Source organism: Haloprofundus salilacus, assembly GCF_020150815.1.
In the GTDB taxonomy this organism is placed as follows: Archaea; Halobacteriota; Halobacteria; order Halobacteriales; family Haloferacaceae; genus Haloprofundus; species Haloprofundus salilacus.
Genome location: NZ_CP083723.1, coordinates 266,916 through 278,518 on the forward strand (window position 1 = coordinate 266,916; position 11,603 = coordinate 278,518).

The 11,603-nt window shown below is 65.5% G+C and carries 17 protein-coding genes; 12 read left to right on the forward strand and 5 right to left on the reverse strand.

All coding sequences use genetic code 11. The features are described from left to right. The first annotated feature begins 6 nt into the window (after nucleotides 1–6). Genes LAQ58_RS01190 through LAQ58_RS01200 form a run of 3 tightly spaced genes read left to right on the forward strand, consistent with a single transcriptional unit; the run spans nucleotide 7 to nucleotide 2,137 of the window. A complete protein-coding gene (locus LAQ58_RS01190; RefSeq protein WP_224448800.1) occupies nucleotides 7–678 on the forward strand; it encodes a 4Fe-4S dicluster domain-containing protein in 672 nt (223 codons plus the stop codon). Next, complete coding sequence (locus LAQ58_RS01195; protein WP_224448801.1) at nucleotides 675–1,136, forward strand: hypothetical protein; 462 nt, start codon at nucleotides 675–677, stop codon at nucleotides 1,134–1,136. The genes LAQ58_RS01190 and LAQ58_RS01195 overlap by 4 nt, the downstream gene beginning before the upstream one ends. Next, complete coding sequence (locus LAQ58_RS01200) at nucleotides 1,133–2,137, forward strand: cytochrome b/b6 domain-containing protein (protein ID WP_224448802.1); 1,005 nt, start codon at nucleotides 1,133–1,135, stop codon at nucleotides 2,135–2,137. Before LAQ58_RS01195 ends, LAQ58_RS01200 begins: the two co-directional genes overlap by 4 nt. A 250-nt stretch (nucleotides 2,138–2,387) precedes the next feature. Here the strand turns inward: LAQ58_RS01200 and LAQ58_RS01205 are convergent, their stop codons facing one another. Beyond that, on the reverse strand, nucleotides 2,388–2,606 hold the full coding sequence (locus LAQ58_RS01205; protein WP_224448803.1) for a hypothetical protein: 219 nt from the start codon (nucleotides 2,604–2,606) through the stop codon (nucleotides 2,388–2,390). 81 nt (nucleotides 2,607–2,687) lie between these two features. Next, a complete protein-coding gene (locus LAQ58_RS01210) occupies nucleotides 2,688–3,089 on the reverse strand; it encodes a hypothetical protein (RefSeq protein WP_224448804.1) in 402 nt (133 codons plus the stop codon). Nucleotides 3,090–3,233: 144 nt separating this feature from the next. Here LAQ58_RS01210 and LAQ58_RS01215 point away from each other — a divergent pair, with 144 nt between their 5' ends. The 7 genes from LAQ58_RS01215 (at nucleotide 3,234) to LAQ58_RS01245 (ending at nucleotide 7,082) form a co-directional block, all read left to right on the forward strand. Next, nucleotides 3,234–3,437, forward strand: coding sequence for a hypothetical protein (locus tag LAQ58_RS01215; RefSeq protein ID WP_224448805.1), 204 nt, complete (start codon nucleotides 3,234–3,236; stop codon nucleotides 3,435–3,437). A gap of 74 nt (nucleotides 3,438–3,511) precedes the next feature. Next, complete coding sequence (locus LAQ58_RS01220) at nucleotides 3,512–3,790, forward strand: ubiquitin-like small modifier protein 1 (protein ID WP_224448806.1); 279 nt, start codon at nucleotides 3,512–3,514, stop codon at nucleotides 3,788–3,790. Between the two features lies 1 nt (nucleotide 3,791). After that, complete coding sequence (locus LAQ58_RS01225) at nucleotides 3,792–4,076, forward strand: MoaD-like domain-containing protein (RefSeq protein ID WP_224448807.1); 285 nt, start codon at nucleotides 3,792–3,794, stop codon at nucleotides 4,074–4,076. A 1-nt stretch (nucleotide 4,077) separates the two neighbouring features. Then, nucleotides 4,078–4,512 (forward strand): DUF8048 family protein, encoded by a 435-nt coding sequence (locus tag LAQ58_RS01230; RefSeq protein ID WP_224448808.1) that lies wholly within the window; start codon nucleotides 4,078–4,080, stop codon nucleotides 4,510–4,512. Between the two features lie 101 nt (nucleotides 4,513–4,613). Further along, nucleotides 4,614–5,360, forward strand: a complete 747-nt coding sequence (locus tag LAQ58_RS01235) for an AzlC family ABC transporter permease (protein WP_224448809.1) — start codon at nucleotides 4,614–4,616, stop codon at nucleotides 5,358–5,360. Next, the gene (locus LAQ58_RS01240; protein WP_224448810.1) at nucleotides 5,357–5,734 is read left to right on the forward strand and encodes an AzlD domain-containing protein; all 378 of its coding nucleotides are present in this window, start codon (nucleotides 5,357–5,359) and stop codon (nucleotides 5,732–5,734) included. The genes LAQ58_RS01235 and LAQ58_RS01240 overlap by 4 nt, the downstream gene beginning before the upstream one ends. 64 nt (nucleotides 5,735–5,798) lie before the next feature. Further along, nucleotides 5,799–7,082: a cation:proton antiporter gene (locus tag LAQ58_RS01245; RefSeq protein ID WP_224448811.1), complete on the forward strand. Its 1,284-nt coding sequence runs from the start codon at nucleotides 5,799–5,801 to the stop codon at nucleotides 7,080–7,082. On the opposite strand, the gene LAQ58_RS01250 is transcribed toward LAQ58_RS01245, so the two are convergent. Continuing rightward, a complete protein-coding gene (locus LAQ58_RS01250) occupies nucleotides 7,083–7,724 on the reverse strand; it encodes a class I SAM-dependent methyltransferase (protein WP_224448812.1) in 642 nt (213 codons plus the stop codon). A 191-nt stretch (nucleotides 7,725–7,915) separates the two neighbouring features. Between LAQ58_RS01250 and LAQ58_RS01255 the strand changes: the two genes are divergently transcribed. Next, nucleotides 7,916–8,368, forward strand: a complete 453-nt coding sequence (locus LAQ58_RS01255) for an SRPBCC domain-containing protein (protein WP_224448813.1) — start codon at nucleotides 7,916–7,918, stop codon at nucleotides 8,366–8,368. Between the two features lie 5 nt (nucleotides 8,369–8,373). On the opposite strand, the gene LAQ58_RS01260 is transcribed toward LAQ58_RS01255, so the two are convergent. Together LAQ58_RS01260 and LAQ58_RS01265 are read right to left on the reverse strand one after the other, a co-directional pair. Further along, the gene (locus tag LAQ58_RS01260) at nucleotides 8,374–8,628 is read right to left on the reverse strand and encodes a DUF8066 domain-containing protein (protein WP_224448814.1); all 255 of its coding nucleotides are present in this window, start codon (nucleotides 8,626–8,628) and stop codon (nucleotides 8,374–8,376) included. A gap of 425 nt (nucleotides 8,629–9,053) precedes the next feature. Then, a complete protein-coding gene (locus LAQ58_RS01265) occupies nucleotides 9,054–10,985 on the reverse strand; it encodes an aldehyde ferredoxin oxidoreductase family protein (protein ID WP_224448815.1) in 1,932 nt (643 codons plus the stop codon). A 178-nt stretch (nucleotides 10,986–11,163) separates the two neighbouring features. On the opposite strand from LAQ58_RS01265, the gene LAQ58_RS01270 reads away from it, so the two are divergent. Then, a complete protein-coding gene (locus tag LAQ58_RS01270; protein WP_224448816.1) occupies nucleotides 11,164–11,583 on the forward strand; it encodes a VanZ family protein in 420 nt (139 codons plus the stop codon). Nucleotides 11,584–11,603 lie beyond the last annotated feature (20 nt).

The following is an 11,603-nucleotide window of genomic DNA, read 5'->3' on the forward strand; positions in this document are numbered from 1 at the left end:
AATGCTATGTCAACAAACAACTCGAAACAAGTGATGGGCCAGGGCGTCATGAGCGTCGGTGAGGACGCGCGAATCTTCCCCGACGTGGAGGCGTGTATCGACTGCGGCGGCTGCGTCGTCGCCTGCAAACGAACGTGGGACGTTCCGCGGAACGAGCAGCGTATCAGCATCTCGACGATGCTCGAAGGCAAGGAGGCCGCGGCGGGCCTCAATGCCAACAGCGCACAGGCGCTCAAGCAGGGGCAGTCGCCCGGCGAGACGAGCGTGCCGATGCAGTGTTACCACTGCGAGAACGCCCCCTGCGTCTCGGTCTGCCCGACCGATTCGCTGTTCAAGAAGGACAACGGCTTCGTCGAGGTCCGAGACGACCTCTGCGTCGGCTGTCAGTACTGCCTGTCGGCGTGTCCGTTCGGCGCGCCGCAGTTCCCCGATGCCGACGAGGGATCGGCGAAACTGTTCGGCACCGGCGGCACGATGGACAAGTGTACGATGTGCGAGGAGCGCCAGGATGTCGGTAAAGGTCCGGCCTGCGCCGAGGAGTGCGCGACCGACGCTATCCTCGTCGGCACGACCGGACAGATAGCCGAGGAACTCGACAAGCGCGGCAGCGCCTCCTTCTTCAATCAGGAGGCGATGGAGATCATCTTCGGCGAGGAGGGCGCGAGGGAGTTCCAATGAGCCGTTCGCTGCCCGAGACGAGAGATTACAGCGTGCTGGCAATAGCCGTCAACGCGGTCATCGCGATAGCCGTCACCGCGGTCGTCGTCTGGTGGGCGTCGGGGTTCGCCTACAACGCCGAGGCGCTGTTCCGCGTCGGTCCGACCGTCGAAGGCGGCGGCATCGGCGCGGACTGGCGCGCCGGCAACACGATTCCGGCGCTCGACTTCCTCATCGCGTTCGTCCACGCGGCCGACGTGCTGATGGGTATCTTCATCCTCGTCATGGTGTTCGTCCACTGGGGCGCGTTCCGCCGCCTCGCCTCGCGGATGCGGCAACCTGGCGAACCGGCGCGCTACGACTCCGATGCGGACGCCGTCGCCGACGGCGGCCGACCGAGCGACGGCGCGAACGTCGCCGGCGGCGCGAACGCGAGCGCCGACAACACCGCCCGCGACCCGGGAGGTGACGATCGATGACGAACTTAGACCACGGGAAGTTCACCCGGATGACGACGACGTTCCACACGCTGTTGGCGCTGGACGTGTTCATCCTGTTCTTCTCGGGGTACGGACTGATGTTCAACGACGAACTCTGGTGGCTCGTCACGCTGATGGGCGGCAGCACCGGCGTGACTGCGGTCCACCGCATCGCGGGTCTCGGTCTCGTGGTGCTCATCGTCTTCTGGATGCTGATGATGATAACGACGAGCACCGGCCGCGGCAACTTCCGACAGATTCTGATAGGGCCCGACGATGTGGCCGCCGCGATTCAGGACTTCAAGTTCGTCCTCGGGATGGCCGACGAGCGCCACCCGAACGCCCGGCAGTTCGCCGGCTACAAATCCGACGAGGTGCCGCTGCTGTCGTACATCGGCAAGGGCGTCGTCTACATTTTCTCGATCGAACTGACGCTGCTCACGATTTCGGGGCTGCTCATCTGGAGCAAGACCGGGGTGATGCAGTACTTCGCGACGAAGACGGCAGCGATGGCGTTTGTCGTCTTCCACGGCCTGCTCGGCGTTATCATGCTGATGGGCGTGATGTTCCACATCTTCGAGCACGGCTTCCACCCGGCGTTCTACCCGGTCGAGGTGAAAGCGTTCATCCCCCGGAAGCTGATTCCGGAGGAGCACGCCGACACCGACCACGACTCGACGGGCATCAGCCAGCTCAGCCTCGCGCCGTCGTGGGGGTGGGCGACGAACGTCATGGGCGTGCTCACCGTCATCGGCATCGTCAGCGTGCTCGTCGGCAGTATCTTCGACGAGGGCTACCCAGTCCCGCGCGAACTCGCCGTCGGTGGCGGGCCGACAGACCTGCTTCTGACCGTCGGCATCAACGTCGGGATTCTGGTGCTGTTCATCGGGATGGCGCTGCAGATGTACGGCAATCTGATGCGCGTCCGCTGGCAGCGGCAACTGGAGGAAGAGGCCCGCGCGCCGGCCGCTACCGACGGTGGACGGCCGAACGACGACTAGAACACCCACTTTTGCGCTGCGGGGCGGCTTCGCCGCCCCTCGACAAAATTTCTCTTCGGCTTAGCCACGAAGGCTTCGCAGACGCGAAGCTCCTGCTCTCGGACCAAAAGCATTCGTCGTTCATTTCAGCCGCTCCGCGGCTTCCGCTCACACCTCATCCGAGAATTACTCCGCGATTCTCGTACAACAGGGTGAAACTGCGGTTGTTCGTCGAAGCAATTTGTGTCGACTGCTGTCGTCCCCCGGAGAGTTACTCTTCGCGGCGTCTCTTCGGCGTCAATCGCCGAAAGACGCGGACGAACGGTTTGAGGAGAACCGCCGCCGAGAACAAGAAGACCAGAAGCGCTCCGCCATCGGAGACGCCGAGTTCCAGCGCGCCGAGCGCGACGGCTCCGGCGACTGCAAGGTATAGCCAGAACGCGACAACGACGGGCACGTAACCGTGCGTCGGGGAGGGCGCTTGGTACACGGTCGACTGTTCTCTCCGTTTGTTATGAGCGTTCCCCCTGCACTGACCGCCGAATTCACTCGGTACGCGGTGTGTCTCGCCTCACGCCGACAGCAGTTCCGCGCCCTCGGTCGAGAGTTCGACGGTCACGTCCTGTCTGGTGTGCTGGCTGATCTGGTCGATGTTGCGCGTCAGCACTTCGAGGACGTCCTTCGGTTCGGGGTAGACGAGCATGTTGCCGTCGTCGTCCTCCATCACCAGCTGGGTGTCCGAGAGCGATATCTGGTCGTTCTCGATACGGGCGACGATGGCGGGTAGTTCCTCCGCGCCGCCGGGGTCGCCCTCCTCGACCATCGTCACGTACAGCGAGTCGAGACCGATGAGGTCCTTGTACTCGCGGACGCGGCGGGCACAGCGCACCATATCCTCCGTGACGGCCGTCTTCTGCGGGTTCCCGTGTTCGCCCTCGAAACAGTGCTTGCACACCCGAAGTTCCATCCGCATGGTTCACTCTCGGCTACCGACTCCGATATATGTTGGCACGTCGTCGACTTGCGAAGTTCCCACTCGGGTCGCCGAGCCGGTCTCGCAACCCGTCCGCTGCTGTCGCCGTACCGTTTTTGTGTCTGCCATGCGAACTCTTCACACATGGCCGGAATACTGAACACGGTGTACGTGGTGGCGGTACTGCTCGTCGCGATCGGCGGCGTCTGCGGTGTGATGTGGGTGACGCGGGACTCCGCGCCCGACCCCCGAACGTCGTCGGCGCGAGTGCGAAACGTCTCGAACGCGCTCATTGTCGCCGCTATCGGACTGTTTCTGGTGGCGATGGCGGTGAGTCTCCTGCTGTGACCGAGAGCGGGGCGCTCGGGCGCGCGAACTGCCGCCCGGCACAGCTTTTTACCGATACCACGCTTTCTGCGACTATGCGACTCGAACTGCGGTTCTTCGCGACGTTTCGCGAGGCCGTCGGACAGAAGACCATCGAGCGCGAGTACGACGATAACCTCGCCGTCGGCGACGTGCTCTCGGCGCTCGAAACGGAGTTCGACGGACTCGACGGCCAACTGCTCGAAGACGGTGACCTCAGACCGCAGATAAACGTGCTGAAGAACGGCCGCGAAGTGCTGCACATGGAGGGCATCGAGACGACGATGGAGGACGGCGACACGCTGAGCGTCTTCCCCCCGGTAGCCGGAGGCTGAGATGAGCGACGAGCGCACCGCTGGAGCGACAAAGACCGTCGAGAAGTCGTTCCGGGGTATCTCCGAGCGCCTCGCCGCGCACTACCTGACGAACCTCGGCGGCGAACGCGTCGAGGAGAACCGCGTCGTCGGCGACGACTGGGAAGCGACGTTCTCCTCGCAGAAGGTCGACATCGGTCCCACGCTCGACATCACCGAGGTGACACTCGTCTTCGAGGGCGACACCGAAACGCTCGATCCGCTCGTCGAGCAGTTCTCCCAGAAGGCGATGCGCGCCGGAGGGTGACGTGACCGACGACCGAAACGGGAATCGAGAGGACGACTCCGACGCGCCCGCCGGCGACGCCGAATCTGCCGTCGTCGACATCGAAGACGTCCCCATCGAGGGCCAGATCATGCTGCTGGCGGGCGCGAAAGCGAGCGTACCGCCGGAACGCCTCCCGACGCTTCTGACGCGAGCGCAGGCGGACCTCGGCGGACGAATTGAGGAGTACCGCCGAAGCTACGAACTCGTGGACGAGACCGACGAGTACGCGGCGTTCTTCGTGTCGACCGGCCACTGGGCCGAGGTCGGCGAGCGACTCGGTCTCGACCGAAGAGAAGCCGACGCGCTCCGCCGAACCCACGAAGAGCAGTTGCGTCGACTCGGGCGGCGGAGCGACCGCCGAGAGGAGTTCGGCTCGGCGCTCGAAATCAGGGAAGCCGCGGTCGTCGGCGTTTAGTCAGAGGAAACTCGGTGGCGTGAAGTCGGGGCAGAGCCGTCGTTGGTGACACTCGTTGCCGGATAGACAGTAGTTTCCCTGCCGGTGTTCCGAGAGTGTACATGAACGTTCCCACGGAACTCCGGGCCGGCGTCCGGGACGCGCTGCCGCTGTTTCTCGGCATCGTCCCGTTCGCCGTCGTCTTCGGCGTCGCCGCCGTTGACGCGGGGCTGTCGGCGCTTCAGGCGGTCGGTCTCTCGGTGTTCGTCTTCGCCGGCGCGTCGCAGTTGGCGACGATCGAACTGCTCGCTGACGACGCCACCCTTGCGGTCGTTGTCCTCACCGCCGTCGTCATCAACCTCCGGATGCTGATGTACTCGGCTTCCATCGCGCCGTACTTCCGGTCGCTGGCGGGTCGCTCGAAGGCGTTTCTGGCATACTTTCTCACCGACCAGGCGTACGCACTCTCGGTGGCGCACTACGGTGCGCTTGACGACGCGACCGGAGGGTCCGGGTCGGGCGAGTCGGACGCTTCCGCCGCCGAAACCGACGCACTGTCGACCGCAGACCGCCGCTGGTACTATCTCGGCGTCGGGGTGAGCCTCTGGGTCGTCTGGCAGTTGGGAACCGTCGCCGGTCTCGTCCTCGGAACTGGCGTTCCCGAGAGTTGGGGGCTTGACTTCACCGTCCCGCTGGTCTTTCTGGCGCTTCTCGTCCCGGCGATGAATGACGTTCCGACAATTACGGCGGGCGTCTGCGGCGGCGTCGTCGCCGTCGTCGCCGCCGGTCTGCCGTTGAACCTCGGCCTGCTCGTCGGGGCGACGGCAGGTATCGTCGCTGGACTCCTCGCGGAGCGTGGTCGGCGATGACCACGTCGTACCCGGCGACGACGGTGTGGGCCGTCGTCCTCGCCATCGGCGTGCTGACGTTCGCGATTCGCTTCTCGTTCATCGCGCTGTTCGGCGGGCTCGAACGCCGCTCCGGTGAAGCGGAGGGGTCGGCGTCCGCCGGGACCGTTCCGCCGCGCATCAGTGCGGCGCTTCGGTACGTCCCGCCTGCGGTGTTGGCCGCGCTCGTCTTCCCGGCCGTCGTGACGATAGAACCGACAGTCGTCGGCACGCTCACCAACGAGCGACTGCTCGCGGGTGCGGTGGCTGCGGTCGTCGCGTGGCGAACCGAGAGCGTGCTCGCGACCATCGGCGTCGGGATGGGCGCGCTGTGGGCGCTGCAGTTTCTCCTATAACTCGCACGGACTGTCAAGTCGACGCGGACTCGGAACTAAGCGTCCGCTCGTCGAACGAATCCCCGTGATAGCGCCGCTGGAGGGCGAGGTACTCCTGACGCTGTTCGCCCAGCTGTTCGTCATCCTCTCGGTCGCGCTGCTTCTGGGTCGACTCGCCCGGGTCGTCGGGATGCCGGCGGTCGTCGGCGAACTGCTCACCGGCATCGTCCTCGGCCCGTCGCTTCTGGGCATCGTCGCGCCGGGGACGTTTGAGACGCTGTTTCCGTCGACCGCCGAACAGTTCCACCTCCTCGAAGCCATCTCGTGGCTCGGCGTCGTCTTCCTCCTGCTGACGACGGGACTGGAGATGGACATCGACCGACTGCGACGGCGGGCCGGCAGCGCCGCACTCGTCTCGACGACAGGCGTCGCGGTGCCGTTCGCGCTGGGTCTCGGCGTCACGGGGCTGCTCCCGGCGTTCCTCGTCGTCGACCCGACCGATCGACTCGGTCTCGCACTCTTTCTCGCGACGGCGATGAGCATCTCGGCCATCCCCGTCATCGCTCACATCCTCGTTGAGACGGGCCTCGCCGCTCGACCCGTCGGACAGGTGATGCTCGCGTCGGCGACGCTCACCGTCCTTGCCAGTTGGCTCCTGCTCTCGCTCGTCATCGGCTTCGTCCAGAGCGGCCGGTTCGACGTGGACGCCGTCGGCGTTTCGCTGCTCACGCTCTGTCTGTTCACCGCGTTCGCCTTCACCGTCGGTCGGCGTGGGGCGTCGGCGATACTCCGGCGGGCCGGGTCCACCGATGCCGGCCCGCGTACGCAGGTTGCAGTCGTCGCCGCGTTCGCCCTTGGCGCGGGGTCTCTGACCGCCGCGTTCGGCTTCGAGGCGACGCTCGGCGCGCTGCTGGCCGGCGTCGCCGTCGGTCGCGACGCGCTCGACGTCGAAGCGCGTCGTGTCCTCGAAGACGTTTCGTTGGGTGTGTTCGCCCCGCTGTTTTTCGGCACCGCGGGACTCAGAGCCGACCTCTCGCTTTTGGTCGATCCGGCGGTGGCGCTCGTCGGTGCGGCGCTGCTTATCGTCGCCACCGTAGGCAAACTCGTCGGCGTCACCGGCGGCGCGCTCGTCGCCGGCTTCGGCCGCCGCGACGCGCTGGCGATGGGCGTCGGACTGAACGCCCGCGGCGCACTCGAAATCGTCGTCGCGACTATCGGTCTCTCCCTCGGCCTGCTGACGCCAGCGCTCTACACGATAATTGTCCTCGTGGCAATCGTCACCTCGGTACTCGCGGCCGCGTTGCTCCCGGTCGTCGCGACTGCGCCCGAGAAACGTCGCCTCGTCGACCGACCGGCGGGACGGCTCTGACTACCGGCTCGGTTCGGCGACGAGTTCTGTGACGACGCCAAGATAGCGCCGTCGAACGCCTTCGACGGCCAACCCCGCCTCCGCGACGACGTCGGCGGGGACCTGGTTCCACCGGCAGCCCATCTGCTCGAAGTGCCACGGGGCGAGGCGGTCCTGCAGTTTGGCGAGCGGTTCGACGTGACTCCGCCCGTGTTCAAGCAGCAGTATCCGACCGTCCGCCTCGCAGACGCGCGCCATTTCCCCGAGCGCGGCGACGGGGTCGGGAAACGTACACGTCGACAGCGACGAGACGACTGTGTCGAAACTGTTGTCGTCGAACGGGAGGTTCGCGGCGTCCGCCTCTTCGAGCGTCACGTCGAGTCCGAGTTCGTCGGCACGATGACGCGCCCGCTCGAGCATCTCCGGACTGAGGTCGACGCCGGTGATCGAGACACCCGCGGGCAGGTAGGGGAAGTTCGCCCCCGTCCCGCACCCGACGTCGAGAACGCGGCCGCTCGCCCGCGTGAAGAGACGGCGGCGACTCCGGCCGAGGAGGAGGCGGTCGAGCGGTTCCGCGCGGTCGAACTGCCCCGCGGCGTCGCCATAGATGCGCCTGAGTTCCTCGGTCGACTTGCCCGGCCGAGTCGATTTCTCTGCGCTCACAGTACGTGGTGAGCTACCGAGTACCAAAAATCGCACTGTTATCGTCTCCATTGTCGCTTTCACTTTTGCCCGTGCCGTCGTCGTCACCAGTTCCGCCGTCGTCGTTGCCGTCTTCGTCTCCGCCGTCGTCGCTTTCAACCGTACGCCGACGCGCGACGCTTATTCGCTCGAAGAGCCTATCTTCGTAGTTTATGAAGCACGTACACACTTCTATCGACATCGAGGCCCCGCCGAGCATCGTCTGGGACGTGCTCACTGACCTCGACGCCTACCACGAGTGGAACCCGTATATCACTGAGGCGAGCGGCGAAGTGGCCGAAGGAAGCATCGTGAAAATCCACGTCGAACCGACGGGGCGGCGAAACTCGGCGCTCCGCTGCGAGGTGACCGAACTCGTCCCCGAACGCACCCTGCAGTGGGTCGGGAGTCTCGGCGTCCCGGGACTGTTCACGGGTCGACACACCTTCGAACTCGAACCGCTGGACGACGACCGGACGCGCCTGGTCAACCGCGAAGAGGTGTCGGGACTGCTCGCGCGCTTCGTCGTCACCGACGAGACGCCGCTGGACTACGACTGGATGAACCAGGCGCTCGCCCGCCGCGCGGAACTGCGGTTCAACCCGCAGCGGCCCGCCGAGACGTGAGCAGTTTACGGGCGGTCCTCGGCCTCGCGCTCACGGACGGCGGTGAACCGCTGTGCGGCGTCGGCGATTTGCTCGAACGCGAGGAGAAACCTGTAGACGAAGTACAGCGACACTGACGCGAGAAGGAACCAGACGACGATGAGCAACTCCTGAAAGACGAGGATGGAGAGGAGGAGGAGAACCACGAGGGCGACGACGACGTACAGACCGACGCTGTTGAGGAGGTCGTAGACGGAGGGCGGGGACTGGTGGGAACTCACGTCCTGACTGTCATATGGGTTTCATAAAAACGTTCGGTTCTGAATCTTTCTGTCGGTCGCTTCCGTGACTGTCGCCACAACGACTCTCGTAGTCGTCGCTCGCTATCGTTCAAGTGCGTCGGCAACGCGGGCGATTTCTTGGACGAGTCGGTAGAGCAGGAAGACGATAGCGAGTAGCGGGAGCACGTTCGCGAGTGCGACCAGCGACCCCGGACTGACGACTGCGAAGGCGACAAGGAGGAGACGCCGAGGAAGACGGCGGCTCGTTTGAACACGACTTCCGACTCGTCGGCTTCCGACTCACCGTTGCCGTCGCCTGTTGTCGTACTGGAGTCGCTCCGGGACTAGCCGTCGGTGGGAGGGCGCACGCTCATGGCTCTCGGTCCCGCGAGCCTCGCAAAAAAGTTCAGATTCCGACAGCTCGCTTAGTCGTCGGCGGGGGCAGGGGAGTCGCTGCTGCTGCTGACGCCCGTGCCGGGACCGACGTCGATTCCGAGTTCGTCGAGTTTCTCGTCGGGGACGACGCCGTCGACCCAGCCGCGGTGGTCGTAGTACTCCTCCTTCATCTCGTCGAGCTCGCAGAACTCGCCTTCGGAGGCGCCCTGTCCGGCGACGCCGCCCTCGCCGTCGAGGAAGCGCGCCGGCAGCGAGTCGTCGGAGCCGTCGAAGCCAACGAGGTTGTTGTAGTAGCGTTCGAGGTTGTAGACGCGCTCGCCCGCCTCGATGAGTTCGTCCTCGGTCACGTCGAGACCCGTCATGCCGTTGTACTGCATGACGTACTCCTCGATGCCCTCCGCGAAGGCGTTGAACTTGCAGATGTCGAAGCTGTCGGAGATGGCGTGGAGGTCCTGGAACGTGGCGGTGAGTTCGCCCTTCCCCTCCCACGCGTACGGGTCGACCTTCTCCGGAATGCCGAGAATCTCGGCGGCCGGGGTGTAGGCGCGCAGGTGGCACGCCCCGCGGTTCGAGGTGGCGTAGGCGATGCCCATGCCCTTCATGCAGCGCGGGTCGTACGCCGGAATCGTCTGACCCTTGACGGCCAGCGAGTTCTCCTCAGCGTCCTTCTCGTCGGCGATGCGCTTCGCGCCCTCGGCGATCAGGTCCGGGAGGCCCTCCTCGCGTTGGGCGACGCGCTCGATCATGTCGACCATCGTCTCGGAGTCGCCCCAGTCGAGCGTCCCCACGTCGTCGAGTTTGCCCTCCTCGGACATCTCCATCGCCATGGCCATCATGTTGCCCATCTCGATGGTGTCGACGCCCATGTCGTTGCAGCGGTCGATCATGAGCGCGATATCGTCGCGCTCGGTGTGTCCGGAGTTCGGGCCGAGCGCGAACGCCGACTCGTACTCGTAGGACTCCATGCGGACGTTCATTTCCTCACCCTTGTGCATCGTCGTCACCTCGACTTCCTTCTTACAGGCGACCGGACAGGAGTGACACGTCGGTTCGTCGACGAGGATGTTCTCGCGGACGTTCTCGCCGGAGACCTCCTCCGCGTCGATGGTCGTCCCCTCGCTCTCGGAGAAGCTCCGCGTTGAGGTGTACTTCGCGTTCTTCGTTGGGAGGCCGTCCATCTCCTCGGTGATGTTCATCAGGACGTTCGTCCCGTACATCGAGAGCCCGCCCTCGTTCGGCGCGGTGACGTCGGACTCCTGGATCGCCTGCATCCCCTGCTGGTAGCCCTTCTGGAACGTCTCGGGGTCCGCGGGTTTCGGCATCCGGGTGCCGGATTTGACGACGACTGCTTTGAGGTTCTTCGAACCCATCACGCAGCCGGTGCCGCCGCGACCCGACGCCCGGTCGTCCTCGTTGACGATGCAGGCGTAGCGCACGCCGTTCTCGCCGCCGGGACCGATGGCCATCACGGAGACGTTCTTGCCGACGGAGCCGTCGACTTCGTCGTCGATGGCTTCGATGGTGTCGTGGACGCCCTCCCCCCAGAGGTGAGAAGCGTCGCGGAGTTCGACCTCGCCGTCCTCGACGTACGCATAAACCGGTTCCTCGGCTTTGCCGTCGAAGACGAGACCGTCGAAGCCGGACCACTTCAGTCGCGCGCCGGACCAACCGCCGTGGTGGGAGTCGGTGACGGTGCCGGTGAGCGGCGACTTGGTGACGACCGCGATGCGGCCGCTCATTACCGTCTGCGTCCCCGTCAACGGGCCGTTCATGAACGCGAGTCGGTTCTCCGGCCCGTCCGGGTCGACGTCCGGCCCGGCGTCGAAGACGTACTTTACCCCGAGGCCGCGCGCGCCGATGTACTTGCGCGCGTCCTCTTCGTCGATACCCTCGTAGGCCACCTCGCCCGACGTGAGGTCGACTCTTCCTACGTGGTCTTGGAATCCGCCTAGTTCAGTCATTGTAAGGTACTATGATTATAATAGGCCTCCAGTTCGTTAGCTGTTGCCGCACCAACGTAACCGTGTTCGGTTACACCGGTCGCCGTCTGCGCCTTTTCGCGGAACCGCGGGCCCTCTCTCCCGCACCGTCGCCGCTGGAGCGGGAGGCTTATTCGGGCGGCGGAACCAGTCGGAGGCGATGTCATCGGCCTCCTCGCAGACTCCTGCTCGCTCATCGACGCTCTCGCTCGGTCTCCGATGGGCGGCCGTCCTCTTTGTCGCGGGCGGCGTCTTCGTCGCCTCCGTTGTCACGCCGCCGGGCGACGGTGTCCCGACTCTCGGTCCGTTCGGACTCGTCGGCGCAGACAAGTGGTTACACGCCGCCGCTTACGCCGCCGTTGCGGGGACCCTCGCCCACGCGCTCACCCCGAGCACCGAGCGAGCGGCCGCCGGCGGCTTTCTTGGCGGGGCGGTCTACGGACTCTGCATCGAACTCGTCCAGTGGTTCATCCCCGCCAGACAGTTCGACCTCCTCGACGCCGCGGCCAACGGCGTCGGTGCGGCGCTCGGGGCCGGGTTGTGGCTCGTCGCCGTCGCGGTGATTCGCCAATACGGCTGAGTCATCCGGCGGTCATCCGG